At 68.6% G+C, this 25,946-nt stretch carries 26 protein-coding genes and 2 tRNA genes; 19 read left to right on the top strand and 9 right to left on the bottom strand.

Annotation, left to right across the window (positions count from 1 at the left end):
- Positions 1-15: 15 nt before the first annotated feature.
- A complete protein-coding gene (gene dbpA, locus AC1D2H_RS26070) occupies positions 16-1,419 on the top strand; it encodes an ATP-dependent RNA helicase DbpA (RefSeq protein WP_478012912.1) in 1,404 nt (467 codons plus the stop codon).
- Here the strand turns inward: dbpA and AC1D2H_RS26065 are convergent.
- Positions 1,416-1,916 (bottom strand): hypothetical protein, encoded by a 501-nt coding sequence (locus AC1D2H_RS26065; RefSeq protein WP_477931758.1) that lies wholly within the window; start codon positions 1,914-1,916, stop codon positions 1,416-1,418. The two genes, dbpA and AC1D2H_RS26065, sit on opposite strands and share 4 nt — an antisense overlap.
- 195 nt (positions 1,917-2,111) lie before the next feature.
- Here AC1D2H_RS26065 and AC1D2H_RS26060 point away from each other — a divergent pair, with 195 nt between their 5' ends.
- The 3 genes from AC1D2H_RS26060 to AC1D2H_RS26050 all read left to right on the top strand — a co-directional run bounded on the left by AC1D2H_RS26060 (position 2,112) and on the right by AC1D2H_RS26050 (position 4,582).
- Positions 2,112-3,014, top strand: coding sequence for a hypothetical protein (locus tag AC1D2H_RS26060; RefSeq protein ID WP_478012911.1), 903 nt, complete (start codon positions 2,112-2,114; stop codon positions 3,012-3,014).
- A 128-nt stretch (positions 3,015-3,142) separates the two neighbouring features.
- Positions 3,143-3,367, top strand: a complete 225-nt coding sequence (locus AC1D2H_RS26055) for a hypothetical protein (protein ID WP_477931760.1) — start codon at positions 3,143-3,145, stop codon at positions 3,365-3,367.
- Between the two features lie 99 nt (positions 3,368-3,466).
- Positions 3,467-4,582 carry a sensor domain-containing diguanylate cyclase gene (locus AC1D2H_RS26050; RefSeq protein ID WP_478012910.1) on the top strand — a complete coding sequence of 372 codons (1,116 nt, stop codon included), beginning with the start codon at positions 3,467-3,469 and terminating at the stop codon, positions 4,580-4,582.
- A gap of 6 nt (positions 4,583-4,588) precedes the next feature.
- On the opposite strand, the gene AC1D2H_RS26045 is transcribed toward AC1D2H_RS26050, so the two are convergent.
- The 8 genes from AC1D2H_RS26045 to AC1D2H_RS26010 all read right to left on the bottom strand — a co-directional run bounded on the left by AC1D2H_RS26045 (position 4,589) and on the right by AC1D2H_RS26010 (position 14,129).
- On the bottom strand, positions 4,589-6,367 hold the full coding sequence (locus AC1D2H_RS26045) for a glutamine--tRNA ligase/YqeY domain fusion protein (RefSeq protein WP_478012909.1): 1,779 nt from the start codon (positions 6,365-6,367) through the stop codon (positions 4,589-4,591).
- A 56-nt stretch (positions 6,368-6,423) separates the two neighbouring features.
- Entirely contained in the window at positions 6,424-7,239 is an 816-nt protein-coding gene (locus AC1D2H_RS26040) for a hypothetical protein (RefSeq protein ID WP_478012908.1), read from the bottom strand.
- A 229-nt stretch (positions 7,240-7,468) separates the two neighbouring features.
- Positions 7,469-7,714, bottom strand: a complete 246-nt coding sequence (locus AC1D2H_RS26035; protein ID WP_478012907.1) for a hypothetical protein — start codon at positions 7,712-7,714, stop codon at positions 7,469-7,471.
- Positions 7,715-7,764: 50 nt separating this feature from the next.
- A complete protein-coding gene (locus AC1D2H_RS26030; RefSeq protein WP_478012906.1) occupies positions 7,765-8,541 on the bottom strand; it encodes a LytR/AlgR family response regulator transcription factor in 777 nt (258 codons plus the stop codon).
- Positions 8,538-9,608, bottom strand: coding sequence for a sensor histidine kinase (locus tag AC1D2H_RS26025; RefSeq protein WP_477931766.1), 1,071 nt, complete (start codon positions 9,606-9,608; stop codon positions 8,538-8,540). The genes AC1D2H_RS26030 and AC1D2H_RS26025 overlap by 4 nt, the downstream gene beginning before the upstream one ends.
- Before the next feature lie 81 nt (positions 9,609-9,689).
- Positions 9,690-11,222 (bottom strand): helicase HerA-like domain-containing protein, encoded by a 1,533-nt coding sequence (locus AC1D2H_RS26020; protein WP_478012905.1) that lies wholly within the window; start codon positions 11,220-11,222, stop codon positions 9,690-9,692.
- A gap of 109 nt (positions 11,223-11,331) precedes the next feature.
- Entirely contained in the window at positions 11,332-12,042 is a 711-nt protein-coding gene (locus AC1D2H_RS26015) for a PEP-CTERM sorting domain-containing protein (protein WP_478012904.1), read from the bottom strand.
- Between the two features lie 44 nt (positions 12,043-12,086).
- A complete protein-coding gene (locus AC1D2H_RS26010; protein WP_478012903.1) occupies positions 12,087-14,129 on the bottom strand; it encodes a hypothetical protein in 2,043 nt (680 codons plus the stop codon).
- A 388-nt stretch (positions 14,130-14,517) separates the two neighbouring features.
- Between AC1D2H_RS26010 and AC1D2H_RS26005 the strand changes: the two genes are divergently transcribed.
- From AC1D2H_RS26005 to AC1D2H_RS25935, 15 genes are all read left to right on the top strand, one after another.
- Positions 14,518-15,240 (top strand): YebC/PmpR family DNA-binding transcriptional regulator, encoded by a 723-nt coding sequence (locus AC1D2H_RS26005; protein WP_477931770.1) that lies wholly within the window; start codon positions 14,518-14,520, stop codon positions 15,238-15,240.
- The gene (purD, locus tag AC1D2H_RS26000) at positions 15,240-16,526 is read left to right on the top strand and encodes a phosphoribosylamine--glycine ligase (RefSeq protein ID WP_478012902.1); all 1,287 of its coding nucleotides are present in this window, start codon (positions 15,240-15,242) and stop codon (positions 16,524-16,526) included. The genes AC1D2H_RS26005 and purD overlap by 1 nt, the downstream gene beginning before the upstream one ends.
- A complete protein-coding gene (locus AC1D2H_RS25995; protein ID WP_477931772.1) occupies positions 16,523-17,143 on the top strand; it encodes a 1-acyl-sn-glycerol-3-phosphate acyltransferase in 621 nt (206 codons plus the stop codon). Before purD ends, AC1D2H_RS25995 begins: the two co-directional genes overlap by 4 nt.
- Positions 17,140-18,075, top strand: coding sequence for an oxygen-dependent coproporphyrinogen oxidase (gene hemF, locus AC1D2H_RS25990; RefSeq protein ID WP_478012901.1), 936 nt, complete (start codon positions 17,140-17,142; stop codon positions 18,073-18,075). Before AC1D2H_RS25995 ends, hemF begins: the two co-directional genes overlap by 4 nt.
- Positions 18,066-18,659, top strand: a complete 594-nt coding sequence (gene nadD, locus AC1D2H_RS25985) for a nicotinate-nucleotide adenylyltransferase (RefSeq protein ID WP_477931774.1) — start codon at positions 18,066-18,068, stop codon at positions 18,657-18,659. The genes hemF and nadD overlap by 10 nt, the downstream gene beginning before the upstream one ends.
- Positions 18,660-19,388 (top strand): ribosome silencing factor, encoded by a 729-nt coding sequence (gene rsfS, locus AC1D2H_RS25980; RefSeq protein ID WP_478012900.1) that lies wholly within the window; start codon positions 18,660-18,662, stop codon positions 19,386-19,388.
- Positions 19,388-19,864, top strand: a complete 477-nt coding sequence (gene rlmH / locus AC1D2H_RS25975) for a 23S rRNA (pseudouridine(1915)-N(3))-methyltransferase RlmH (RefSeq protein ID WP_477931776.1) — start codon at positions 19,388-19,390, stop codon at positions 19,862-19,864. The genes rsfS and rlmH overlap by 1 nt, the downstream gene beginning before the upstream one ends.
- A gap of 1 nt (position 19,865) precedes the next feature.
- On the top strand, positions 19,866-20,537 hold the full coding sequence (locus AC1D2H_RS25970) for a Maf family protein (RefSeq protein WP_477931777.1): 672 nt from the start codon (positions 19,866-19,868) through the stop codon (positions 20,535-20,537).
- A 61-nt stretch (positions 20,538-20,598) separates the two neighbouring features.
- Entirely contained in the window at positions 20,599-22,092 is a 1,494-nt protein-coding gene (gene rng / locus AC1D2H_RS25965; protein WP_477931778.1) for a ribonuclease G, read from the top strand.
- A 51-nt stretch (positions 22,093-22,143) separates the two neighbouring features.
- Positions 22,144-23,412: a Tol-Pal system beta propeller repeat protein TolB gene (gene tolB / locus AC1D2H_RS25960; RefSeq protein WP_477931779.1), complete on the top strand. Its 1,269-nt coding sequence runs from the start codon at positions 22,144-22,146 to the stop codon at positions 23,410-23,412.
- 102 nt (positions 23,413-23,514) lie between these two features.
- Entirely contained in the window at positions 23,515-24,051 is a 537-nt protein-coding gene (gene pal / locus AC1D2H_RS25955) for a peptidoglycan-associated lipoprotein Pal (RefSeq protein ID WP_477931780.1), read from the top strand.
- Between the two features lie 5 nt (positions 24,052-24,056).
- Positions 24,057-24,836 (top strand): tol-pal system protein YbgF, encoded by a 780-nt coding sequence (gene ybgF, locus AC1D2H_RS25950; RefSeq protein WP_478012899.1) that lies wholly within the window; start codon positions 24,057-24,059, stop codon positions 24,834-24,836.
- Positions 24,833-25,618 (top strand): tRNA threonylcarbamoyladenosine dehydratase, encoded by a 786-nt coding sequence (locus AC1D2H_RS25945; RefSeq protein ID WP_478012898.1) that lies wholly within the window; start codon positions 24,833-24,835, stop codon positions 25,616-25,618. The genes ybgF and AC1D2H_RS25945 overlap by 4 nt, the downstream gene beginning before the upstream one ends.
- 67 nt (positions 25,619-25,685) lie before the next feature.
- Positions 25,686-25,761, top strand: a tRNA-Lys gene (locus tag AC1D2H_RS25940).
- 72 nt (positions 25,762-25,833) lie between these two features.
- Positions 25,834-25,909 (top strand) — tRNA-Lys (locus AC1D2H_RS25935).
- The last annotated feature ends 37 nt before the right edge of the window (positions 25,910-25,946 follow it).

Genomic DNA, 25,946 nt, shown 5'->3' with positions numbered 1-25,946 from the left:
AACGACAATCGCGGCATGACCGATACCGCTTTCGACCGCCTGCCCCTCAGCCCCGCCATGCTGGCCAACCTCGGCCAGCTCGGCTATGCGCAGATGACCCCCATCCAGGCCGCCAGCCTGCCGCTGGCCCTGGCCGGCAAGGACGTCATCGGCGAGGCGCAGACCGGCAGCGGCAAGACGGCCGCCTTCGCGCTGGCCCTGCTGCACCGGCTGAAGGCCGACCTGCCGCGCGTTCAGACCCTTGTGCTGTGTCCCACGCGCGAGCTGGCCGACCAGGTCACCCAGGAGATCCGCCGCCTCGCCCGCGCGGCCGACAACATCAAGGTGCTGAGCCTGTGCGGCGGCAACCCCATGAAGCCGCAGATCGAGAGCCTGTCCTTCGGCGCCCACATCGTCGTCGGCACGCCGGGCCGCCTCATCGACCACCTGGAGCGTGACACCCTGGACCTGTCGGCGCTGAACACCCTGGTGCTGGACGAAGCCGACCGCATGCTGGACATGGGCTTCCTGGACGACATCAAGGCGATTGCCAAGCGAGCGCCCGCCAACCGGCAGACCCTGCTGTTCTCGGCCACCTTCCCCGAAGGCGTCACCGAGATTGCCGCCAAGTTCATGCGCGATCCGCAGACGGTCAAGGTCGCCGGCTCGGCCAGCGCCGCGGCCTCCACCATCCGCCAGATCGCCTACGAAGTGGGCGAGGCCGAGCGCCTGGACGCCGTGCCCAAGCTGCTGCGCGCCTTCCGGCCCGAATCGACGATCGCCTTCTGCAATACCAAGCAGCAATGCCGCGATCTGGAGGCCGTGCTGGCAGGTCAGGGTTTCATCGCCCTGGCCCTGCACGGCGACCTGGAGCAGCGTGACCGCGACCAGGTGCTGATCCAGTTCGCCAACCGCAGCGCTTCCGTGCTGGTGGCCACCGACGTGGCTGCGCGCGGCCTGGACATCGCCAACCTGGCCTGCGTCATCAATGTCGACATCAGCGCCGACGTCGAGCAGCATGTGCACCGCATCGGCCGCACCGGCCGTGCGGGCGCGGAAGGCCTGGCGCTGAGCCTGGCCAGCCTTGACGAGATGGGCCGCATCGGCCGCATCGAGCAGTTGCAGGGCCAGGAATTCAAGTGGGAGCCACTGGACGGCCTCAAGGACGCCCCCGGCGGCCCGCTGCTGYCGGCCATGGACACGCTGCAGATCCTCGGCGGCCGCAAGGAAAAGATCCGCCCCGGCGACATCCTCGGCGCGCTGACCGGTGAGGCCGGTTTTGCCGGCACGCAGATCGGCAAGATCAACGTGACCGACTTCCACAGCTATGTCGCCGTGGAACGTGGCATTGCCAAGGAAGCGGTGCGCCGGCTGTCGCTCGGCAAGCTGAAGGGCCGCAAGGTCAAGGTCCGCCGCATGGCGGACTTGGCAAGCGACTAATTCAGCCCCTGCTTGGCCCGTTCGCGGGCCATGTAGTTGGCCTGATCGCGATCGCGATCGCGCTGCACGCGCGCCTCGCGCGTCTCCCAGTCGCCGCAGCTGAAATACGAGCCGCCGAACAGCCAGCCGAGCAGGCTGGAGTCGTCGACGGCCTTGCCTTCGCCGGCCGTGCAGACCATGGCGGCCTTGGAGCCGCTCTGCTCGGCCAGTGCTTCCTGCACGATCATGGAACGCGACATCAGCACCGTGGCCGGCATGGCCACGGCCAGCAGCACGCCGCCGATGACGACGCCCTTGGCCCAGCGTGGCAGGGCGTTCGAGGCGGGGGCGGGCGGCACGGCCGGGCGTGCCGTCGCCGGCTGGGGCCGCGTGAAGGGGATGGTGGCGGTGAAGGTGGTTGCGTCCGTCGCCGTGCGGGTGCCGCTGCGGCCGCCCGCGCCACTGAGCAGCCGGGCCTGGGCCGGGCGGTTGGGTGGGGTGGTGGAGGTGGTCGGCATGGGGTTCGAGAGCCTTTGGAAAGGCCGAACGAGATGCTAGGGAGGCCGCCGCGGCCGGAATGTGAGCAATTGCAAGCGCGCCGCGCGGTGGGCCGAATTGCGTGGAGAAAGTCACGGCGGCTGGCTGCCGCCATAACGCGTCGACTCAGGGGTGGCACCATTCCCGTGCACGCCGGGCAGGGCTACATTCAGCCAGTGTCCAACCTGCCGAACCTGCCAAGACGCCGCCTGTTGAAGGGCCTGCCCGCTCTGCTCGCGGCAGCGGCCGGAGTGGCTCATGCGCAGGAGCTGACGCTGACGCTGCGTGCGCCGGACAGCGAGACCGATCTGCGCAACGCCTACGTCCGCGATGCGGTGCAACTGGCGCTGGAGAAGACGCGCGCCACCGACGGCCCCTACCGCCTGCAGTTGTCCGCACCCATGAACAAGCGGCGCGCGCTGCTGGAGGCCGCCCAACAGGCCGCGCCGAACTTCCTCGTCGTCACCGGGCCCGACGCCGGCCGCGCCGCCGGCCTGGTGCCGGTGCTCTTTCCCATCCATCTGGGCGTGAACCGCTACCGCGCCTGCTTCGTGCATGCGCCGCACCGCGCCCTCGTGCGCGAAGCCGACACGCTGGGCGCCGTGGCCCGGCTGCGCCATGTGCAGGGCCGCGGCTGGGCGGACGCCGACATCCTGCGCGCCAACGGCTTCACCGTCGCCGAGATCAACACCTACGAGGCGCTGTTCCAGATGGTGGCGCTCGGGCGGGCCGACGTGTTCTGCCGCAGCGTGCTGGAGATCGGCCAGGAAGTGCAGGCCCATGCCGGGCTCAAGGGCCTGGCCCTGGACGACAGCCTGCTGCTGTCCTATGACCTGCCGCAATACCTCTATACCCATCCGGGCAACACCGTTGCCCTCGACCGCATAACGCGGGGGCTGCGCCAGGCGTTTGCCGACGGCTCGCTGCAGGCCGTCCTGCGCCAGCATCTGCAGCCTTCACTGGCCCTGCTCAACCTGCCACAGCGGCGCCTGATGACGCTGAACGTGCCCAGCCCGGCCGTTGTCGAGATGAACGACCGGCCCTTCCAGATGGACGTGCTGCGCGCGGCGCCGCGTTAGCAGCTGCTACAGGCGTGACATCTTGGCGCCCGGGCAAGCAACTGCGGGGGGCGGCGAGTCCAGCTGCGACCTTTTCACGCGCAGGGAGGGGGTGCGGCGCCTAGTCTGCAATCAAGACGAGGTGCCCCATGAACTCACGCCCCATGCCCCTGATGAGCGACAACTACGAGTTGCGCTTCGAGTCCCTGTTCCAGGCCGGCCGCGGACTCACCTTCCCCTGTGATGCGCAGGGCGGCGTGCGGCTGGATTCCCTGAGCGACCGGGCACGGCAGAACTATCTGTTCGCCCGCGCCGTCGTCGGCCGCGAATACGCCACGCCCATCGTGCTGCGCTGCGGCGGCGCCCGCGATTGATGACGCCGGCGCACCGCTGAATTGCGCCGGGTGGGCTTTCGCGGCGCGCGGCCGAGGCCCAAGATGCCGGCATCGTGATCCGCCGCGAGGACTGACGCCATGCCCGCCACCGCCCGATTGCCCCAACAGACACCCACGACGTCGGCGACGCTGCGCTGGTTCCGTGGCGAGACGGCGCCCAGCCGGCCCGTGGCCGCCCCTCCCAGCCCCGAGGCGCAGCGGCTCGCGGCGCTGTCGCACTACGACATCCTCGACACCGAGGCCGAGCCCCAGTTCGACCTGATCGCCCGCCTGGCCAGCGAACTGACCGGCAGCCCGGTGGCCGTCATCAACCTGGTCGCCAACGACCGCGTCTGGACCAAGGCCTCGGTGGGCGTGCCGCGCGGCGACATGGGCCGCGATCAAGCCTATTGCTCCCTCGTCATCGACAGCCCCGCGGGCCTGCACATCGCCGACCTGCGCGCCGACCCGCGCACCCGGGATCTGCCGCTGACGGCGGACAAGGGCTACATCATGTACAGCGGCGTGCCGCTGTGCGCCTCCTGCGGCCATCCGATTGGCACGCTGGCCGTGCTGGACACCATCCCACGCCGCCTGACCGACCGCCAGCTCGACTGGCTGGAGCAACTCGCCCAGCAGGCCATGGCCTTGCTGGAGCTGCGCCGCAAGCAGCGCGAGCTGCAACAGGCTCAAGGAGAGTTGCAGCGCCTGGCCCTCACCGACGCACTGACCGGCCTGCTGAACCGCCGCGCCTGGGACGAAGCCAACGCGCTGGAGGGCGAGCGCGAGAAGCGCTGGGGCGAGGGCCATGCCGTCATCGCCCTGGACCTGGACCACTTCAAGAAGATCAACGACACGCATGGCCACGCGGCCGGCGACGCGGTGCTGAAGGCCGTTGGCGCTTTGCTGGCGCGAAGTTTCCGCAAGCTGGACGCGGTCGCGCGCGTTGGCGGCGAAGAATTCGGCGTGCTGCTGCCGCGCACACCCGCGGCCGATGCGGCCACGCTGGCCGGCGAGTTGCGCGCGGCCATCGAGGCCTTGCGCATCCCCGTCGGGGAGCAGGAGCTGCGCATCACCGCCAGCATCGGCGTGGCCCACAGCAGCGAAGCTGCGGACGCACAGGCGCTGGCCGATGCGCGCAGCTATGCGGCCAAGCGCGAAGGGCGCAATCGCGTCATCAGTACGGGTGGCGGAGCGAGCCTGCTGGCTGCCTGAGCCGCGTTACTTCGCGAAGCTGTCCTTCAACCCGGTGATCTTGTTGAACACCGGCTTGTCTGCCTTGTGATCCACCCGGTCGGTCACGAAGTAGCCGTGGCGCTCGAACTGCCAGCGCGCATCTGACGCTGCATTCGCGAGCGAAGGCTCCACAAAGGCCTGCACAACGCGCAGCGAATTCGGGTTCAGGAATTCGATGAAGTCACGGCCGCCGGCATCGGGCTGCGCCTCGGCGAACAGGCGCTCGTACAGGCGCACCTCGGCAGCAACGGCCTCGTGCGCACCGACCCAGCCGATGGTGCCCTTGACCTTGACGGCGTCGGCGCCCGGCGTGCCGCTCTTGGTGTCGGGAATGACGGTGGCCAGTGCGGCGGTGATGTTGCCCGCGGCGTCCTTTTCGGCGCCGGTGCATTCGATGATGTAGCCGGCCTTCAGGCGCACCTTGTTGCCCGGGAACAGCCGGAAGTAGCCCTTGGGCGGCACCTCGGCGAAGTCTTCCGCCTCGATCCACAGCTCGGGGCCGAGAGAGAACTTGCGCTGGCCCAGTTCAGGCTTGTGCGGATGCGCCGCCGTTTCGCAGGGCTCGCGGTGCTCGGTGGAGCCGAAGACTTCGGCGTAGTTCGTCAGCTTCAATTTCAGCGGCTGCAGCACGGCAAAGGCGCGCGGCGCCTGCGGCTCGAGGTCGGCGCGCAGGGCCTGGTCGAGCACCGTGTCGTCGATCCAGGCGTTCTGCTTGCTCGCACCCGTGGCCTCGACCATGGCGCGCACGCTGGCCGGCGTGAAGCCGCGGCGGCGCAGGCCCACCAGCGTCGGCATGCGCGGGTCGTCCCAGCCGGTGACGTGGTTGTCTTCCACCAGCTGGCGCAGCTTGCGCTTGCTGGTGACGACGTAGTTCAGGTTGAGGCGGCCGAATTCGATCTGCTGCGGCAGCGGGCGAGCCAGCATGCCGAGGTCGGCCAGGTGCTCGAGCAGCCAGTCGTAGAAGGGCCGCTGGTCTTCGAACTCCAGCGTGCAGATGCTGTGGGTGATGCGCTCCAGCGCGTCCTCGATGGGATGGGCGAAGGTGTACATCGGGTAGATGCACCACTTGTTGCCGGTGGCGTGGTGTTCCGCATGCTTGATGCGGTACAGCGTCGGGTCGCGCAGGTTGATGTTGGGCGAGGCCATGTCGATCTTGGCGCGCAGCACCATGGCGCCATCGGCGTGTCGCGCATCACGCATTTCACGGAATCGGGCCAGGTTCTCGGCCGGCGTGCGATCCCGGAAGGGGCTGTTGACGCCGGGGCGGCCGAAATCGCCGCGGTTGGCGCGCATGTCCTCGGCGCTCTGCTCGTCCACATAGGCGTGGCCGGCATTGACCAGGGCTTCCGCGGCGGCGTACATGAAGTCGAAATAGCTGCTGGCTTCAAACAGGTTGTCGCCCCAGGACCAGCCCAGCCACTGCACCATCTCCTTGATGGCGTTGACGTACTCCAGCTCCTCCTTCTCGGGGTTGGTGTCGTCGAAGCGCAGATGGCAGGCGCCGCCGAAGTCGCGCGCCAGGCCGAAGTTCAGACAGATGGCCTTGGCGTGGCCCACGTGCAGGTAGCCATTGGGCTCGGGCGGGAAGCGGGTGCGGATGCGGGCTTCGTCCAGCGGGCCAGCCGCGTGATGGGCGGCGTCGCCTGGGGTGCCGGCAAAATGGCGGCCGCTGAAGGTGCCGGCTTCGAGGTCGTTCTCGATGCGCTGGCGCAGGAAGTTCGTCGCGGGGGCGGCGGGCACAGCGGGTACAGCGGGGTTGCTCATCGTCGGCTCTGGAAATGGAAGCGGGCCGCTTTTTCAGGCCCGCGATGGCGACGATTCTAAGGACGGGGCCGCTCAGCCCTCAGCGGCAGCCTCACATGGGCCAATCCAATGCTGATCCAGACCGCCACGCTGAAGTAGAGCGTCATCCAGACGACCTCGCTGCGCCAATGAGCCCAATCGTGGGACACGGTCCAGCGGCTGGACACGTCCGCGACGCCGGCCGCCACCGTCGTGTAGGCCCGCCCGGCGGCCTCGTCGGCCAGCCAGCGCGCCCAGTACATGGGCACGTCGACGGCAAACATATAGGCGGCATAGAGCCCGCCGGCGGTGATGGCGAGGAGCAGCCACCGGCGACCGCGGGCATTGGCCTGGGGCCACATGGCCAGCATGGCCAACACGCTGAGGACGGCGGCCGTGCCCCAGAGCGACTCCTCCAGGACATGGCCGATGTTGCGCGTCGTCAGCACGGCATACCAGGAGTTGACTTCGGCAATGCCGATCAGCGGCACGATGGCGCCCGACACCCACAGGCTGAAGCGATGCCCTGTCGTGATCGCGCCGCCGCGCAGCAGCAGGGCCCATTGCGCGGCAAAGCTCAGCTCGGCGATGGTGGCGACCGTGCGGCCGACCAGCACGCTGGAGGCCCAGGAATCCACCATGACGACGCGCGGCACGTCGAAGACCGGCAGCAAGGAGCGGTAGCCGCAGCCCAGCACATAGAGGGCCGACAGCAGCAGCTGCAGGCGCTGGTGGGGCCAGGTGGTGCCGTCGGGGCGGTGGCGGTGCAGCCAGGCGGTCGAGGCCGTCCAGGCGATGAGGTTCAGGCCGGCGATGGCGCAGAGCAGCTGCCACCAGATCGTTGCGTCGTTCATGGCGCTCTCCTTCTGTCATGCCTTGTGCACATCTGCGGGCCGAGCGACGGGCCGCTCCCTAGCCGGCCCGTTCCGGCGATGTGTTTGCCGGTCGAACCGGCAAACATCGCCGTCCCCTCGGGGGCTGAGGCCGGACACAGTGCGCCCGGTGGGCGCGCTGTGCCTGCCGAAGCTCTGCGGCCGCTGGCCGCAGAGCGGTCCCGGCCAAGGCAGTCCTTGGACGAGGGGCTCATAGCTTGGGTGGGCGTCCCGTCTTTACCGGCGCCAGCCGGTCCAGCGCTGCGGCAAGTTGCTTGGCGTCCAGCAAGGCGAGTGCCTGCAGGCCGGCACGCAGCAGCTCGCTCTTCTTGGCCTCGCGCTTCACGTCGTGGAGCCGGTTCTTCAGCTCCTTCAGCAGCGCGTAGTCGGCCTCGGGCATGGTGAATCCGTCGCGCACGAGCTTGGCGCGTTCGGGTGGAGTGGGTTTGTGTGGCATGACGATGAAAACCGTTTATACGGTTTCCATCGTTTTCCCGCTATCGCGCGCTAAAGGGCCTTGAAACGATTTGCGTGCACGCGGCTGACGGTCAGCTTCTCGGGCCGCTGGCGCAGCTCCAGCAGCACGGTGCCGTTCTCCTGGCGCAGCGCGCGCGCGACGGCGTCGATGTGAACGACGGTGGAGCGGTGCACCTGCCAGAAGCGCTCGGCGTCGAGCTGGGGCAGCAGCTCGCGCAGCGACACCCGCACCCAGTAGTCGCGTTCGGCCGTCACGGCACGCACGTATTTGTCGGCGGCTTCCAGGTAGACGATGTCGTCCAGCCGCACCAGCTCGATGGCATCGCCGACGGCGGCCTGCAGATGGCGGAGCCGCGGTGCGGGTGCCACGGCCTGGGTCAGCAGCTGGCGCAGCGAGGCCAGCGTCGCGTCGCCCGTGCTCGGTTGCGCCAGGCGGGCCTGCAGCCGGGCGACGCTCTGGGCCAGGCGCTCAGGCGTGACGGGCTTGAGCAGGTAGTCGGCCGCCGCGGTCTCGAAGGCCTGCAGCGCGTACTGGTCATAGGCCGTCACGAAGACGAACAAGGGCAGGGCGCCCGCGTCCTCGGGCCAGTCCTCCGTGATGGCCTGGGCCGCCTCCAGCCCCGTCATGCCGGGCATGCGGATGTCGAGGAAGCAGACCTGGGGGCGGCGCTGCAGCGCCAGCTCGACGGCTGCGGTGCCGCTGCCGGCCTGGGCGACGACCTGCAGTGCGGGCCAGGCCGTGGCCAGCTCGGCGCGCAGGTTCTCGGCCAGCAGGGGCTCGTCTTCGGCGATCAGGGCTGTCGTCATGCTGGAATTTCGATGCGAGCGACGCTGCCGCCGCCCGGTTGGGGTTTGAGCTCGAAGCGGGCGGCGTCGCCATAGCGCTGGGCGAGGCGCTCGCGGACCTGGCTCAGGCCGAAACCGGTGCCGGTGCTCGCCAGCTCAGTCGCGCCAATCAAGCCGGTGCCGCTGTCGGCCACCTCGAGCACGAGGCGTTGGCCGTCGCGCGCCGCCGTCACGCGCAGTTCGCCGCCTTCCACATGCGGCTCCAGTCCATGCTTGATGGCGTTCTCCACCAGCGGCTGCAGCAGCAGTGGCGGGATGGCGGTGCCGCTCAGTTCGGCCGGCAGCTCCAGCTTCACGCGCAGCCGTTCGCCCATGCGCAGCTGCATCAGCGCGAGGTAGTCCGACAGGCGCTCGAACTCCTCGGCCAGCGGGTGTTCGGTGGCGCGGCTGGCCTGCAGCGTGGCGCGCAGATAGTCGATCAGCTGGTCCAACATGCGCTGGGCCTCGTCGGGCCGCAGCTTGATCAGCACGCGCAGATGGGCCAGCGTGTTGAACAGCATGTGCGGTTCGAGCTGGCTCTGCAGCAGGGTCAGCCGCGCTTCGGCTGCCTGGCGCTGCGCCTGAGCCTGCTCCAGCCTGGCCGAGTGCAGGCGGAACAGCGAGAAGAAGAACAGCGTGCCGAGCACCGACACGAGCAGCACGAAGCCGAGGGCCAGCGCCGCGCGGCCGCCGGGCATGTCCCAGGGCTGGGTGGCGTGCTGGCCACTGATCAGGTCACCCAGCCACAGGCCGCCGCTGTAGCCCACCAGCGAGCCCAGCAGCAGACAAGGCAGCATCCAGCCCCAGCCTATCCAGCCCTGGCGCAGCTCGGGCAGGTCGCCGCGCCAGCGCCGCAGCAGCCAGGCGACGCCGGCCATCAGCAGCTGGATGTAGAGCGAGATCTGCGCGCCGACGGTGAAGGAATACAGCATGGCCAGGCCGAAGCCGCCGCCGCGCATCAGATAGTTCAGCAGTCCGACGACGAAGCAGATCGCGACCGTGCCGCCGATATGGGTCGGCCAGTCGTGCTGGGAGGTCGTGGGCGTCATGGCGCCAGCATCATCCCGCCCGCGCGGCCATGCCATGGGCTTGCGACGAGCGGGGCCGCCGCGGCGCGAGGGGCGCCTGGATCAGCGCCGCCGGCTGCCACCGCCGCCCAGGATGCTGCCCAGCACGCCGCGGATGATCTCGCGGCCGACGGCCGAGCCGATGCTGCGCACGGCCGACTTGGCGGCGGTCTCGGCCAGKCCGGCGTGGTGGGCGCCGCGCGGGCCGGTGGTGCCGAAGAGCACGTCCTTCAGGCCGCCCAGCATGCCGCCACCTTCTTCAGCCGGTGCGGGCGCGGCCTTGCCGCCCGCGGACGGCGCCGCCGTTGTGGTGGCCGCGGCGGCCTTGCCGCTGAGCTTCTCGTAGGCGGATTCGCGGTCCAGCTGCTTCTCGTAGACACCGGCCACCAGCGAGTTGGCGACCAGGCCCTGGCGCTGCTGCGGGTTGATGGGCCCGATCTGGCTGCCGGGCGGCAGCACGAAGACGCGCTCGGTGATGCTGGGCCGGCCTTTCTCGTCGAGCAGGCTGACCAGGGCCTCGCCGACGGCCAGTTCCATGATGGCGGTGGCAATGTCCAGCCCCGGCTTGGCGCGCATGGTGTCGGCCGCGCTCTTGACGGCCTTCTGGTCGCGCGGCGTGAAGGCGCGCAGCGCATGCTGCACGCGGTTGCCCAGCTGGCCGAGCACGGCGTCAGGGATGTCCAGCGGGTTCTGCGTCACGAAATAGACGCCGACGCCCTTGGAGCGCACCAGGCGCACGACCAGCTCGATGCGCTCGACCAGCGCATCCGGCGCGTCCTTGAACAGCAGATGGGCCTCGTCGAAGAAGAACACCAGCTTCGGTCTCTCCAGGTCGCCCACCTCGGGCAGGGTCTCGAACAGCTCGGAGAGCATCCACAGCAGGAAGGTCGCATACAGCCGCGGCGCGTTCATCAGCTTGTCGGCGGCCAGCACGTTGATGACGCCGAGGCCCGCTTCGGTCTGCATGAAGTCGGCGATGTTGAGCATGGGCTCGCCGAAGAACTTGTCGCCGCCCTGGGCCTCGATCTGCAGCAGGCCACGCTGGATGGCGCCGACGCTGGCGGCCGAGACATTGCCGTACTGGGTCGTGAACTGACTCGCGTTGTCGCCGACATGCTGCAGCATGGCGCGCAGGTCCTTCAGGTCCAGCAGCAGCAGGCCGTTGTCGTCGGCGATCTTGAACACCATCTGCAGCACGCCGGCCTGGGTCTCGTTCAGGGCCAGCATGCGGGCCAGCAGCAGCGGGCCCATGTCGGACACGGTGGCGCGCACCGGGTGGCCCTGTTCGCCGAAGACGTCCCACAGCGTGGTGGGGCAGGCCAGCTTCTCCGGTGCCTCCAGGCCGCGCTCCTTCAGCACGCCGAGCAGCTTCTCGCTCGGGTTGCCGGCCTGGCTGATGCCGGTCAGGTCGCCCTTCACGTCGGCCATGAAGACGGGCACGCCGAGCTTGGAAAAGCTCTCGGCGAGTTTTTGCAGGCTGATGGTCTTGCCGGTGCCGGTGGCGCCGGTGATGAGGCCGTGGCGGTTGGCCAGCGCGGGCAGCAGCAGGCACTCGGTCTGCTCGTGGCGAGCCAGCAGGATGGGATCGGCGGGCATGCAGGGTCTCCGGATCAGGGGCAGGTAGGCTGCGGCGAGTCTAGCGGTCCGCCTTGACCGCTTCGACTCACCGCAGCCGCTGTCCGGAGGCTGCAGCGCCCGCAGGCGCTCAGCTTGAGCGGCGCTTGACCAGACCCAGCAGCATCGAGCCGCCCAGCAGCAGCAGCAGGCCCGACGCGGGCTCGGGCACTGGCGCCAGATGCACGTCGGTGACGGCCWGTGCCGAGGCGCCGAGCGTGTCAAAGCCGTCGAACACGCCCAGGCTGACGCTGTGCGCGCCGGCCGTCAGCGGGGCGCTGGTGAAGGTCAGGTAGGCGGTCTCGTCGAACAGCGGCGAGGCCGAGCCGCCCTTGAACGTCGCGCTGTTGACGCTGGTCAGCTTGATGACTGTGGTCTTGTCCAGCACCACGTAGGCCGTGTCGTCGGCGGGGGTGCCCGGCGGGTCGTTGCTCATGAACTTCCACTGGAAGATCAGCCGCTCGCCCGCCGCGGCCGTGAAGTCCGTGCTCAGCCCGGAGCCCACGGTGGCGCCCATGCCGCTGAGGGAGCCGGCGGCGAGCCCGACGAAGGTCTCCAGCGAGGCCGCGGCCACCGCGCTGCCGCCGAACAGGAAGCCTGACGTGTCGGCTGTGCCGAGCACGGCCTGGGCGCCGAACCCGACCGGTGGAGCGCCGAACTGGCTGGTGGTGTCGACGGCGACATTGCCGGCCTTGGTCCAGCCCGTCAGGCTGCTGGCGAAGTCGCCGTTGGTGACGCCGGCGGCCATCGCCGTCGATGCCGCCAGGCTCAGTGCGGCCAATGTGAATTTGAGTTGCTTCATCAGGGTCTCCAGACAACTGGGGTGGGGAGGGGTGGTCGGCGCCTTCAGCGCACCGTGCCGATTTGCGTGATCTGCAGCGTGCTCTGCTGTTCGACGCCCAGGCCGGCCTTCACGCAGTCGAGCGCATTGGTGCTGACTTCGGGCTTGAACGACACGGACTGGCGCGAGCGCAGGTTGGTGCAGGTGACCTTGGCGATGTCCAGGCCGCCGACCTGCACGGCCGGCAGCTGTGTGTTGACCAGCCCCACCTGCGAGACCTGCACCCTCTCCCCATGCAGGGAGACGAGACCGGCCTTCTCGCAGTCGAAGCTGCCATCGCTCTCGGCCTGCGCGCTGACCGACTGCCGCGTGTTCAGGTTGGAGCAGACCACCTTGCCGCGCAGCAGGCCGATCAGGATGCCGTCCACGGGCTTGGCGCGCTTGCCGGCCACCTGCAGGAAGACGTGGGTGACCAGGTCCTTGTTGACGAAGCTCTTCTTCTCGGCGTCCCACTGCAGCGCATTGGGCTCGACCAGGTCGCCCATGAGGAAGACCGAAGCGCCGGGGAAGGGGTCTGTCGCCAGCGCGCCCTTCACGTCGGGGTTGACTTCCTGTGCGCCGACCGTCGCATCCCCCGCGGCCGGGCCGCGGAACTTGATGCGCACGTTGTGCCCTTCCCTGAGCAGGTTGCCGAGCTCGAAGCGGGCCTCGCCGGGCTTGTCGGTCGAGCCGGCCGGCAGCTCCATCGCCGTCGGCAGCTGCAGCTGGCGCCAGGGAACGATCGGGTCCTGCTGGTTGTCGAACAGCTTCACGCCCCCGGTGGGGTCGAACAGCATGCTGTCGATGTGTGCGGGCCGTGGCAGCACGAAGCCGCGCCAGTTGCGCAGGATCAGATTGGCCGCCGCGAGGTTGGCCAGGCCCAGCGTGAAGCTGCCGTCCGACGCCAGGGTGCCGGTGTCGAAGGTCGGCACGCGGGGATGCAGGGGCAGTGCCGAGCCGCCGGCATCCAGCAGCGTCGCGTCGGCAATGATGACCTGGGTCGAGGTGTTGAGGATGTCCGCTTCGGCGAAATGCGTGCCGACGTGGAACTGCTCGGCGCCGCGCACCTGGCCGGCGATGCTGCCGGGCTGGTTCGGGCTGGCCCAGCCCTTGGCGGACTGCCAGGTCACGAAGAAGCGGTTGTAGCTGCTGCCCTTGAAGCTGCGCGTGCCGGACGCCACCACGCTGGGCGTATTCCAGGGGCTCAGCGAGCCGAGGTAGACGGACACCGGCGTCAGCGTGGCGCTGTGGCTGAGCACCTCCATGCGCAGTCGCGAGGCCGTGGCGGCATTGGGGTTGACGAAGTCCCAGTTGGCCAGCGACTGCAGCGTCAGGCCGACGTTGTTGGCCAGGATGCCGAAGTCCTGGTCACTGAAGTGGCRCCGCGTCCCGACCCGGCTGGTGCACGGCATGGAGGGCCCCGCGGGCATGATGTGGTTGGTGAACGGGTCCTCGCCGGTGTGCACCACCGCGCTGTGCGACAGCCCGTAGTTGTGCCCGGCCTCGTGCGCGGTCGTGCCGCCGATGCCCAGGGCCCAGCGGTCCAGCGTGTTGCCGGCGCCGGAGAGCTCGGCGCTGCAGAACACGCCGTAGGAGCCGGCCCATACGCGTGCGTGGTCGACGACATCGGCGTCACCGGTGTCGACGGCCTCGGCAATGCCGAACAGCGACGGGTCGGTGTCGGCGCCGATGGCAACCATATTGCGCCGCGCCGGGGGTGACCCCAGCGAGTCCGGGTTGGTCGTCGTGGGTGGCAGCACCTGCACGTTGAACTCGCAGTAGTCGGTGGCCACCACGTCGAAGATGCGGTCGCGCAATTGCGCCGTGGTGCCGGCGGGCGCGCCGGGCAGCGAGCCGATGGCGAAGGTGCGCGCTGGCGAGACGTTGGTCGCGTAGGCCGGGAAGGTGGCGTCGTTGGCCGTCGGGTAGTAGAGGAAGAGCTTGTTCGGCTTCATCGAATCGATGGCGCCGTAGTTGTGATAGCAGGTCGGAGCGGCCTGGGCGGATGTGGCCAGCAGCACGGCGCCTAGGCAACCGGCCAATCTGAAGTGAGTGGGCAAGCGAATCATGAGAACCTCCTTTGAACGAGAACCTGGCGAGCAGGGACGATCAAAGTTAGGCGCCGGCCTTTTGCGCTTCACCCTTCAACGAGAGGACGACTGCCGCTCCTAGGGGGCGTCTCCTAGGGGGACGTTTCTAGGGGCTTGGGGGACAGCGAATGCCGCGCGACCCCGCGGTTAGGGTAGCCGGCGCCGACGATTGCGTGACGCGCGATCAAGGCAATCACGTTTCGCGCGCCATCGCGCACGCCAATTGCCGGGGCCGTTCGTCCGGTGCCTGGGCGGTGCCCCGCGCCGAACGGTAGGGGGGTGTGTTCAGCGTGGCATCCAGAGGCGGCCTCGTAGAATCGAGGGTTGCATGGCATCTGCGCCGTGCTGCCAAAGGAGCTAGAGCCACATGGCTGGACATTCCAAGTGGGCCAATATTCAGCATCGCAAAGGCCGTCAGGACGAGAAGCGCGGCAAGATCTGGACCCGCATCATTCGTGAAATCAGCGTCGCCGCGCGCCAGGGTGGCCCGGACATCAAGGACAACCCGCGCCTGCGCCTGGCCGTCGACAAGGCCAAGGCGGCCAACATGCCGGCCGACCGCATCAAGTACAACATCGACAAGGCCAGCGGCAATATCGATGGCCTGACCTACGAAGAAATCCGCTACGAAGGCTATGGCATCGCCGGTGCGGCCATCATGATCGACACGATGACGGACAACCGCGTCCGCACCGTGGCCGAGGTGCGTCACGCCTTCAGCAAGTACGGCGGCAACATGGGCACGGATGGTTCCGTGGCCTTCCAGTTCAAGCATTGCGGCCAGCTGCTGTTCGCGCCCGGCACGTCGGAAGACAAGGTCATGGAAGTGGCGCTGGAAGCCGGTGCCGAGGACGTCATCAGCGGTGACGACGGCGCCATCGAGGTGCTGACCTCGCCCGCCGACTACGAAGCCGTCAAGGCCGCGCTGGAAGCCGCCGGCCTGGTGCCCGAGTTGTCCGAAGTGACGATGCGGGCCGAGAACACTGTTCCGTTGAGTGGCGAGGACGCCGAGCGCATGCAGAAGCTGCTGGACATCATCGAAGACCTGGACGACACCCAAGCCGTCTATCACAACGCTGAATTGAACTGATGCGAGTCTTAGTCATTGGCAACGGCGGCCGCGAGCACGCGCTGGCCTGGAAGCTGGCCCAGGGTGAACGTGTCAGCCAGGTGTTCGTCGCGCCCGGCAACGGCGGCACGGCCCGCGACGAGCGGCTGCAGACGGTGCCGATCGGCATGACCGACGTGAAGGCCCTGGCCGATTTCGCCGTCGACCAGAAGATCACGCTGACCGTCGTCGGCCCCGAGGCGTCGCTGGCGGCCGGTGTCGTCGACGAGTTCCGCGCGCGCGGCCTGCGCATCTTCGGCCCGACCAAGGCCGYCGCCCAGCTCGAAAGCTCCAAGGCCTTCGCCAAGGACTTCATGAAGCGCCACGGCATCCCGACGGCGGCCTACGAGACCTTCACCGACCCGGCCGCCGCCCACGCCTATGTGGACGGCCGCGGCGCCCCCATCGTCATCAAGGCCGACGGCCTGGCGGCGGGCAAGGGCGTCGTCGTCGCGATGACGCTGGCCGAGGCCCACGAGGCGATCTCGTGGATCCTGGAAGACAACAAGCTCGGCGTGACGCACAACGCCGGTGGTGCGCGTGTCGTCATCGAGGACTTCCTCGCCGGCGAGGAGGCCAGCTTCATCGTCGTCTGCGACGGCAAGCAGGTCGTGTCCCTGGCCACCAGCCAGGACCACAAGCGCCTGCTGGACGGCGATGCCGGCCCCAACACCGGTGGCATGGGCGCCTACTCGCCCGCGCCCGTCGTCACGCCCAATGTGCATGCCAAGGTCATGCACGAGATCATCCAGCCGACCATCGCCGGCATGGCCAAGGACGGCCATCCCTTCACCGGCTTCCTGTACGCCGGGTTGATGATCGACGACCATGGCCAGCCGAGCACCGTCGAGTTCAACACCCGCATGGGCGACCCCGAGACCCAGCCCATCATGATGCGCATGAAGAGCGACCTCTTCGAGCTGATGATGCACGCCACCGACGGCACGCTGGACGAGGTCGAATTGCAATGGGACCGCCGCGTCGCGCTCGGCGTCGTGCTGGCGGCCGAGGGCTATCCGCTGAACCCGCGCAAGGGCGACGCCATCAGCGGACTGCCGCAGGACGAAGACGAGGCCATGGTCTTCCACGCCGGCACGGCGATGGTCGACGGCACGCTGGTCACCAGCGGCGGCCGCGTGCTCTGCGTGACGGCGCTAGGTGAATCCGTGCGCACCGCGGCGCAGAGCGCCTACGACATGGCCTCGGGCATCCAGTTCGCGGGCCGCCAGTACCGTTCCGACATCGGCCACCGGGCCCTCAAGCGTTGACCACGGCGCCCACCGTCCTGACCGGGCCGTTGCACCCCCACGGCCACCAGAGCCGCCTGGCGCGTGGGCTGCTGCGCCTGTTCGGCTGGACGGTGGAGTCTCCCGGCCTGCCGGCCGAGCAGGGCGTCATCCTCGTCTATCCGCACACGTCCAACTGGGACTTCGTCATCGGCGTGCTGGCCAAATGGGCCCTCGGCCTGCATTTGCGCTTCTGGGGCAAGGACAGCCTCTTCAAGGTGCCGCTGCTGGGCGGCTGGGTGCGCTGGATCGGTGGCGTGGCGGTGGACCGCAGCAGCCGGCACGGCATCGTGGGTGACACGGTCCAGCAGATGCAGGCGGCCGCGGCGCGCGGCGAGCGCTTCTGGCTGGCCGCGGCGCCCGAGGGCACGCGCTCGCTGAAGAGCGGCTGGCGCACCGGGGCCTACCAGGTGGCGGTCCAGGCCGGCGTGCCGGTCGGGCTGTGCTATTTCGATTTCCAGCAGCGCGTGGTGTCGCTGACGCGCTTCGTCAAGCTGACCGGCGACGTCGACGCCGACTTCGCGGCCTTCGCCGCCTACCTCGGCCCGCGTGTCGGCAAGCGCCCCGAGCTGGCCAGCCCCATCCGCCCGCGCACATGAACACGCAAGCCGTTCGCGACTATCTGCTTGGGCTGCAGCAGCGCATCGTCACCGCGCTGGAGGCGGCCGACGGCAATGCCTTCGTCAGCGACGGCTGGACGCGCGAGCCCGGCGGCCGGCTCGAGGGCGATGGCTTGTCGCGCCTCATCGAGGGCGGCGCGGTGTTCGAGCGCGGCGGCGTCAATTTCTCGCATGTGAAGGGCCGGGTGCTGCCGCCATCGGCCACCCAGCACCGCCCCGAGCTGGCCGGCGCGCCCTTCGAGGCGATGGGCGTGTCGCTGGTCATGCACCCGCACAACCCCTTCGTGCCGACCGTGCACATGAATGTGCGGGCCTTCATCGCGCTGCCGCCCGACGCGCCGGCCGTGACCTGGTTCGGTGGCGGCATGGACCTGACGCCCTATTACGGCTATGAGCGCGATGCCCAGCACTTCCACCGCGTCTGCCGCGATGCGTTGGCGCCGCATGGCGCCGAACTGCATCCCAGGTTCAAGGCCTGGTGTGACGACTACTTCTTCCTGAAGCACCGCAATGAGCCGCGCGGCGTCGGCGGCATCTTCTTCGACGACTTTGCCGACGGCGGCTTTGACGCCGGCTTCGCGCTGATCCGTTCGGTGGGCGACGCCTTCCTGCAGGCCTATCTGCCCATCGTCGAGCGCCGCCAGGGCTATGCCTACGGCGAGCGCGAGCGTGATTTCCAGGCGTACCGCCGGGGCCGCTATGTCGAGTTCAACCTGGTCTGGGACCGTGGCACATTGTTCGGGTTGCAGTCCGGTGGCCGCACCGAATCCATCCTGATGTCCATGCCCCCGCAAGTGAAGTGGCGCTACGACTGGACGCCCGAGGCGGGCACGCCCGAGGCGCGGCTGTACAGCGACTTTCTGCGCCCGCGTGACTGGGCCGACGAAACCCCGACGGCGCTATGGCTGTGAAGCTGGCCATCTTCGGCGGCAGTTTCGACCCGCCCCATCTTGGCCACCTGGCCTTCGCCCGCTTTGCGCTGGACGCGCTGGCGCCCGAGCGCATGGTCTGGCTGCCCGCCGGCCGGCAGTGGCAGAAGCCCGACCAGATCATGGCCGCGGCCGTGCACCGCTCCGGCATGATCAAGCGCCTCATCGCCGGCGAACCGCGCTTCGTGCTCGACGAGCGTGAACTGCATCGCCGTGGCCCGAGCTTCACGGCCGACACCCTGCGCGAGTTCGCTGGCCAGAACCCCGGTGCCGAGTTGATGTTCCTGATCGGCCAGGATCAGTACTCGCGCCTGCCGAGCTGGTACCAGGTCGAGACCGTCACGACGCTGGCGACACTGGTCGTCGTGCCGCGCGCCGGCGAGGCCGTCGTCACGCCGCCGGGCCTGCCGGCTCACCGGCTGCAGGTGTTGGACCTGCCCGACACCCCCCTTTCGTCCACCGCCGTGCGCGACGCTGTTGCGCGCGGCGAGGACATCAGCCCCATGGTGGGCGCCGAGGTGGCGAGCTATATTGCCTCGCACCGCCTCTACGAGAAGAAGTACTGAATGGACATCCGCAAGCTGCAACGCGCCATCGTCGATGGTCTCGAGGACGTGAAGGCCCAGAACATCGTCGTGTTCAACACCGAGCATCTGTCGCCACTGTTCGAACGCGTCATCATCGCGTCGGGCACGAGCAACCGGCAGACCAAGGCCTTGGCCTCCAGCGTGCGCGAGACCGTCAAGGGCCGCGGCATGCAGGTCATGCGCACTGAAGGCGAGGACAACGGTGAATGGATCATCGTGGACTGCGGCGCCGCCGTCGTGCACGTGATGCAGCCCGCCATCCGCGACTACTACCACCTCGAGGAAATCTGGGGCGACAAGCCGGTCAAGCTCAAGCTCGGCTCGGCCGAGGTCAAGCTGGTGAAGGCGTCCGAGGATGTGTCGGCCAAGCCTGGCAAGACGGCCGCCAAGAAGTCGGGCAAGCCGCTGGGTCCGGTGGGCGTGAAGCCTGCCAAGCCCGGCAAGCCTGCCGCGGCGGCCAAGAAGGCGGCGCCCGCCGGCAAGAAGCCTGCGGCCAAGAAGGCGCCCAGCCATGTGGTGAGTGCAAAAACACCGGCGACCAAGACCATGACGGTCGGTGCGACCAAACCCGCCGGCAAGAAGCCCGCAGCCAAGAAGACGCCCGTCAAGACCACGGTGGGCGTGAAGAAGGCGGCACCCGCCAAGACCGCGGCCAAGCCAGCGGCCAAGAAGGTCCCGGCCAAGAAGGCAGCTCCGAAGAGGGGCTGATGCGCCTCTTCCTGGTTGCCGTGGGCCAGCGCCAGCCGGCCTGGGCCGACACCGCCTACGAGGACTTCGCCAAGCGCTTTCCGCCCGAGCTCAAGCTGGAGTTGAAGGCCGTCAAGGCCGAGACGCGTGGCAGCAAGACGGCCGAGCAACTGATGGCGGCCGAGGCAGCGCGCATCGAAGCGGCTTTGCAGTCATCAGGAAGAGGCGTGCGCCGCATCATCCTGGACGAGCGCGGCGAGCGCCGCACCTCGGTGCAACTGGCCGAGCGTCTCAAGCTGTGGATGGGCGAGGGCCGCGACGCCGCCCTCATCATCGGCGGGCCTGACGGCCTGCATCCCGACTTGAAGGCCACGGCCGACGAGACGCTGCGTCTGTCCGACCTGACCTTGCCCCACGCCTTTGCGCGCGTGCTGCTGGCCGAAGGCCTTTATCGGGCCTGGACCGTGACTACCGGCCACCCCTACCACCGTGAGTGACATGACAGCCCCCAAGACGACTTCGTCGTCGGCCCCCCAGGGGGGCGCGTCCGGCTCGGGGCGGCCCGTCGCCGGACCGTTCATCTACCTCGCCTCGCAAAGCCCGCGCCGCCGCCAGCTGCTGGAGCAACTGGGCGTTCGGCAAGAGCTGTTGCTGCCCGGTGCCGACGAGGATGCGGAGGCGCTGGAGGCAGTCCAGGCGGATGAGGTGCCGGAGACCTATTGCGCCCGCGTCACGGCGGCCAAACTCGACGCAGCCCTGGTCCGGCTCAATGTGCGCGGCCTGGCGCCAGCGCCCATCCTGTGCGCCGACACGACGGTGGCCGTCGACGGCCTCATCCTCGGCAAGCCTGCCGACGATGCCGATGCGGCGCGCATGCTGGCGCTGATGTCCGGCCGCACCCACCGCGTCATCACCGCGGTGGCCGTGGCCGATGCCACGCGCCGCGTGGCAGCATTGAATGTGTCGCAGGTGGATTTCGCGCCGCTGTCCGCCGCCCAGATCGACCGCTACGTCGCCAGCCGCGAGCCCTTCGGCAAGGCTGGCGCCTACGCCATCCAGAGCCAGGCGGCGGCCTGGATCGTGAAGATTGCCGGCAGCTACTCGGGCATCATGGGGTTGCCCCTCTTTGAGACGGCGCAGCTGTTGGACAAATTCGGCTTTGAGTTTTGACGGTGAGTTTTGATGCGTGCCGCCTCGGCCGGCGGCACGCATCAGCATTCAAAGGCTAGAGATGGAAGACATCCTGATCAACTGGTCACCGCAGGAGACGCGGGTGGCCGTGGTCGAGAACGGCGCGGTGCAGGAGCTGCACCTCGAGCGCACGTTGGAACGGGGCCTGGTGGGCAACGTCTACCTCGGCAAGGTCGTGCGCGTGCTGCCCGGCATGCAGAGCGCCTTCATCGACATCGGCCTGGAACGTGCCGCTTTCCTGCACGTCGCCGACCTGCACAGTGCCTCGCAGTTCGGCCATGGCCGGCACCAGAACGGCCATGGCGCCGAAGTGCCGCCCACACCCATCGAGCGCCTCGTCTTCGAGGGCCAGCCGCTGACGGTGCAGGTCATCAAGGACCCCATCGGCACCAAGGGGGCGCGCCTGTCCAGCCAGATCAGCATTGCCGGGCGCATGCTGGTCTATCTGCCGCAGGACGAGCACATCGGCATCAGCCAGAAGATCGGCTCGCCCGAGGCGCGCGAGGCGCTGCGGGCGCGCATGGTCACTCTGGTGGGCACCAAGGAGCAGGGCGGTGGCGGCGGCTTCATCCTGCGCACGAACGCGGAGGATGCCTCGGACGAGGAACTGGGCGCCGACATCGCCTATCTGCGCAAGACCTGGCAGCAGATCCGCGCGGGTGCGCTGACGACGCCGCCGGCCAGCCTGTTGCATCAGGACCTGAGCCTGGTCGAGCGCGTGCTGCGCGACCTGACGAGTGAGCGCACCGGCTCCATCCGCATCGACTCCAAGATGCAGTACGACGTGCTGCGCGGCTTTGGCGAGACCTTCATGCCGGCCGCGACGGCCAAGCTGGAGCACTACCGCGGCGAGCGGCCCATCTTCGACCTGTGCAATGTCGACGCCGAGATCGCCCGCGCGCTGGCGCGCAAGGTGGAGCTGAAGTCCGGCGGCTCGCTGGTGTTCGACCAGACCGAGGCGATGACGACCATCGACGTCAACACCGGCGGCTTCGTCGGCGCCAAGAACTTCGACGACACCATCTTCAAGACCAACCTCGAGGCGGCGGGCTCGATCGCGCGCCAGCTGAGGCTGCGCAACCTGGGCGGCATCATCATCGTCGACTTCATCGACATGACGCGCGAGGAGCACAAGACCGCCGTGCTGGCGGAGTTCCGCAAGCAGCTGGGTCGCGACCGCACCAAGGTCACCGTCGGTGGTTTCACGCAGCTCGGCCTGGTCGAGATGACGAGGAAGCGCACGCGCGAGTCGCTCGCCCGCATGCTCTGCGAGCCCTGCCCGACCTGCGAGGGCCGCGGCCAGGTGAAGACGGCGCGCTCGGTCTGCTACGACATCCTGCGCGAGATCCTGCGCGAGGCGCGCCAGTTCTCGCCCCGCGAGTTCCGCGTCGTCGCCGCGGCCAATGTCGTCGAGATGATGCTCGACGAGGAGAGCGCCCATCTGGCCGGCCTGTCCGATTTCATCGGCAAGCCCATCTCGCTGACCGCCGAGCCGACCAACCAGACGGAACATTACGACATCGTCCTACTCTGAGGTGGCGCGGCGCTGCGGCAGAATTCCGGACCGCACTGCAAAGCCCACCGCATGATCTCTCGCCGTCTCAGCCTTGCCGCGCTCGCGGCCTTCCCTGCCGCCTCGGCGTTGGCCCAGGTACGCATCGACATCGCCGGCGTCGGCGGCACCCGCATCCCGGTGGCCATCGTCGACTTCCGCGACGATGCCAAGGCCTCGGCCCAGCCCATCGCGGCCATCGTGCGTGCCGACCTGGAGCGCAGCGGCCTGTTCCGCAGCGTCGACGCGCCCGCCGGCCTGAACGAGACGAGCAGCCCGGCCTGGTCCGACTGGAAGGCCCGCCAGGCCGATGCACTCGCGGCGGGCTCGGTCACGCGCCTGGCCGACGGGCGGCTGGACATCCGTTTCAAGCTCTGGGATGTGGCCAAGGGGACCGAGCTTGTCGGCCAGGCCCAGGCCATCCATCCCGACGATGCCCGCCTCGCCGCCCACCGCATCGCTGACACCATCTACGAAAAGCTCATCGGCGACAAAGGCGTGTTCGCCACGCGCATGGCCTATGTCACCAAGGCCGGCCCGCGCTACAGCCTCGTCGTCGCCGATGCCGATGGCGAGGGCGCCAAGATCGCGTTGACCAGCCCCGACCCCATCATCTCGCCCGCCTGGGCGCCCAATGGCCGCGAGCTGGCCTATGTGAGCTTCGAGAGCCGCAAGGCCACCGTGCGCATCCAGGACGTGCAGACCGGCGGTCGCCGCGTGCTGGCCGACTTCAAGGGCACGAACAGCGCGCCGGCCTGGTCACCGGACGGCCAGCAGCTCGTGCTCAGCCTGTCGCGCGACGGCGGCACCCAGCTTTTCGTCATCAACCGTGACGGCTCCGGCCTGCGCCGCCTCACGCAGAGCGGCTCCATCGACACCGAGGCCTGCTACTCGCCCGATGGCAGCAAGATTTATTTCGTCAGCGACCGCGGCGGCGGCCCGCAGATCTACCGCATGCCGGCCAGCGGCGGCAGCGCCGAGCGCGTGACCTTCAGCGGCAACTACAACATCAGCCCGGCCGTCAGCCCCGATGGCCGCACGCTGGCCTACATCACCCGTCTGGGCGGAGCCTTCCGGCTGTCGGTGATGGACCTCGGCACCGGCCAGTCCCAGCAGATCAGCGAGGCCAATGACGACGAGAGCCCGGCGTTCGCGCCCAACGGCAAGCTGATCGTCTATGCGAGCCGCGCCGGCGGCAAGGAAGTGCTGATGACGACGACGCTGGACGGCAAGATCAAGACGCCCCTGCTGGTTACGCTTGCCGAGGTTCGTGAGCCCACCTGGGGCCCATTTACACGCTAGTAACTTGACAGTTCGCACCATGTTGGACAATGCAGCGCCCGCGCCGCCGCATGGTGCCGTGCCCCCCACCCCCCGCCCCCGTCTGTTGTGGAGACTATTCGAATGAAACTGACCCGCTTTGCGCTCCCCCTGATTGCCGCCGCCGCTCTGGCTGGCTGCAGCTCCGCCGTCAAACTGGACGATCCCGCGCCGGTCGAGACGCGCCAGCCCACGCCGCCCCCGGCGACTCCTGAGCAGAAGCCGACGACCGCGCAGACCGCTGTCCCGACGGTCGACCTGTTCAGTCAGTACACGCAGGAAGTCAACAAGGGTGCCAATCGCGTCGTCTACTTCGACTACGACAGCGACGTGGTCAAGGAAGAGTACCGCGGCCTGATCGACCTGCACGCCAAGCGCCTGAAGGCCCGTTCCCAGGCCGTGCTGAACCTCGAAGGCCACACCGACGAGCGCGGTGGTCGTGAATACAACCTGGCCCTGGGCCAGCGTCGTGCCGAAGCCGTCGCCAAGTCGCTGACGCTGCTCGGCGCCCAAGCCAGCCAGGTCGAGGCCGTCAGCTTCGGCAAGGAGCGCCCCGCCGTTCAAGGTGGCGGCGAAGAAGCCTGGGCCAAGAACCGCCGCGTCGAGCTCAAGGACAAGTGAAAGTGATGCGCGCTCTGCGACTGACCCTCGTGGCTCTGGCCGCGGGCGCGGCCTTCATGCAGCCCGCCAGGGCGGGCTTGTTCGAGGATGATGAAGCCCGCAAGGCCATCCTCGAACTTCGCGCCCAGGTCAAGGCCAACGAGGATGCCGCCAAGCGGCGCGACGAGCAGCTCAACGCCCTGGTCCAGGATCAGCTCCAGCCGCTGCGCCGCAGCATGCTGGACCTGAACGGCCAGATCGACGCGCTGCGCGCCGAGATCGCCAAGCTGCGCGGCGCCAACGAGCAACTCGCCCGCGACCTGGCCGACACGCAGCGCAAGCTGACCGACCAGTCGCAGTCCGTCGAAGCGCGCTTCAAGCCGCTGGAGCCGCAGAAGGTCAGCCTCGATGGCCGCGAGTTCCAGGTCAACCCCGACGAGCGCAACCAGTACGAAGCCGCCATCGGCCTCGTGCGCCGCGGCGATTTCGCCGAGGCGGTGGCCGCGTTGAATGCCTTCCTGAAGCGTTACTCCGCCAGCGGCTACACCGACTCGGTGCGCTTCTGGCTCGGCAATGCCCAGTACGGCAAGCGCGACTACAAGGACGCCATCGCCACCTTCAAGACCTTCATCGCCGGCAACGCCGACCATCCGCGCGCGGCCGAAGCCCTGCTCGCGCTGGCCAACTGCCAGATCGAGCTGAAGGACAACAAGGGTGCGCGCCGCAGCCTCGAAGACCTCATCAAGGCCTATCCCGGCACCGAGGCCGCGCAAGCGGGCAAGGAACGCCTGCACGCCCTGAAGTGACGACTGTGGATCAGCTCGACGCTGATCTGGAGCGCCGCTTCGGTGGCCTGCGCCGCCTGCACGGCGACGCCGCCTACCAGCGCCTGCGCGCCGCGCGTTTCGCGGTCGTGGGCCTGGGCGGCGTCGGCTCCTGGGCCGTCGAGGCCCTGGCGCGCAGCGGCGTCGCCGAGCTCACGCTGATCGACCTGGACCAGGTCTCCGAATCCAACATCAACCGCCAGATCCAGGCCCTGGGCTCGACCGTCGGCATGGCCAAGGCCGAGGCGCTGCGCCAGCRCATCGCCGACATCCAACCCGGCTGCGCCGTGCGTGTCATCGAGGAGTTCGTCGAGCCCGACAACTGGCCGGGCCTGATCGGTGGCGCCGAGTTCGACGGCCTCATCGACTGCTGCGACCAGGTTCGCGCCAAGGCCACGCTCGCCGCCTGGGCGCGTGAGCAGCGCCTGCCCTTCGTCACCGTCGGCGCCGCCGGCGGCAAGCGCGAACCGCATCGCGTGCAACTCGACGATCTCAGCGCCACGACCCACGACCCGCTGCTGGCTTCAATGCGCCAGCGCCTGCGCAAGCACCACGCGGCGCCGCGGGCCGGCAAGATGGATGTCGCCTGCGTCTACTCGCGCGAGCCAGTGCACCTGCCGCAGCAGGGTGAGGGTGATGCCTGTGATGTGGATGGCAGTCTGAACTGCCATGGCTACGGTTCCAGCGTTACCGTCACGGCGACCTTCGGCCTGTGCGCTGCCGCCGAACTGCAGCGCCTGCACCTGAATCGAAATCCGGTTTGACAACCGCGCACGAACTTCTTGCGGAGCCCTCAAAAACCTGCCTATAATGGCGGGCTCTGCTTGACACGGGACGTTAGCTCAGTCGGTAGAGCAGCGGACTTTTAATCCGTTGGTCGCAGGTTCGAATCCTGCACGTCCCACCAGAATTTAGAGCGGTGATTCGACGGAATCACGCTACAATCTTTGGCTCAGCTAGGCAGTATCAAGCTGAATCAGGGCTCTTAGCTCAGTTGGTAGAGCAGCGGACTCTTAATCCGTAGGTCGAGTGTTCGAGTCACTCAGGGCCCACCAAAATTAAGAAAGAAAAAGGACTTGGCGAGAGCCAGGT

Source organism: Roseateles sp. P1_C1_2 (genome assembly GCF_056406535.1).
Note: the sequence above shows the minus strand (reverse complement) of the source record. Positions and strands in the feature narration are given on the sequence as shown.

What these genes read in the sequence shown, in the direction of transcription:
- AC1D2H_RS25970 (WP_477931777.1), top strand. Translation starts at nt 19,866, where the DNA reads ATGACAGCCCCCAAGACGACTTCGTCGTCGGCCCCCCAGGGGGGCGCG.
- pal (WP_477931780.1), top strand. Translation starts at nt 23,515, where the DNA reads ATGAAACTGACCCGCTTTGCGCTCCCCCTGATTGCCGCCGCCGCTCTG.
- rng (WP_477931778.1), top strand. Translation starts at nt 20,599, where the DNA reads ATGGAAGACATCCTGATCAACTGGTCACCGCAGGAGACGCGGGTGGCC.
- AC1D2H_RS26030 (WP_478012906.1), bottom strand. Translation starts at nt 8,541, where the DNA reads ATGACGACAGCCCTGATCGCCGAAGACGAGCCCCTGCTGGCCGAGAAC.
- rsfS (WP_478012900.1), top strand. Translation starts at nt 18,660, where the DNA reads ATGGACATCCGCAAGCTGCAACGCGCCATCGTCGATGGTCTCGAGGAC.
- nadD (WP_477931774.1), top strand. Translation starts at nt 18,066, where the DNA reads ATGGCTGTGAAGCTGGCCATCTTCGGCGGCAGTTTCGACCCGCCCCAT.
- AC1D2H_RS26035 (WP_478012907.1), bottom strand. Translation starts at nt 7,714, where the DNA reads ATGCCACACAAACCCACTCCACCCGAACGCGCCAAGCTCGTGCGCGAC.
- rlmH (WP_477931776.1), top strand. Translation starts at nt 19,388, where the DNA reads ATGCGCCTCTTCCTGGTTGCCGTGGGCCAGCGCCAGCCGGCCTGGGCC.
- AC1D2H_RS26055 (WP_477931760.1), top strand. Translation starts at nt 3,143, where the DNA reads ATGAACTCACGCCCCATGCCCCTGATGAGCGACAACTACGAGTTGCGC.
- AC1D2H_RS26040 (WP_478012908.1), bottom strand. Translation starts at nt 7,239, where the DNA reads ATGAACGACGCAACGATCTGGTGGCAGCTGCTCTGCGCCATCGCCGGC.
- hemF (WP_478012901.1), top strand. Translation starts at nt 17,140, where the DNA reads ATGAACACGCAAGCCGTTCGCGACTATCTGCTTGGGCTGCAGCAGCGC.
- AC1D2H_RS26025 (WP_477931766.1), bottom strand. Translation starts at nt 9,608, where the DNA reads ATGACGCCCACGACCTCCCAGCACGACTGGCCGACCCATATCGGCGGC.
- AC1D2H_RS26050 (WP_478012910.1), top strand. Translation starts at nt 3,467, where the DNA reads ATGCCCGCCACCGCCCGATTGCCCCAACAGACACCCACGACGTCGGCG.
- AC1D2H_RS26005 (WP_477931770.1), top strand. Translation starts at nt 14,518, where the DNA reads ATGGCTGGACATTCCAAGTGGGCCAATATTCAGCATCGCAAAGGCCGT.
- ybgF (WP_478012899.1), top strand. Translation starts at nt 24,057, where the DNA reads ATGCGCGCTCTGCGACTGACCCTCGTGGCTCTGGCCGCGGGCGCGGCC.
- AC1D2H_RS26045 (WP_478012909.1), bottom strand. Translation starts at nt 6,367, where the DNA reads ATGAGCAACCCCGCTGTACCCGCTGTGCCCGCCGCCCCCGCGACGAAC.
- tolB (WP_477931779.1), top strand. Translation starts at nt 22,144, where the DNA reads ATGATCTCTCGCCGTCTCAGCCTTGCCGCGCTCGCGGCCTTCCCTGCC.
- AC1D2H_RS26065 (WP_477931758.1), bottom strand. Translation starts at nt 1,916, where the DNA reads ATGCCGACCACCTCCACCACCCCACCCAACCGCCCGGCCCAGGCCCGG.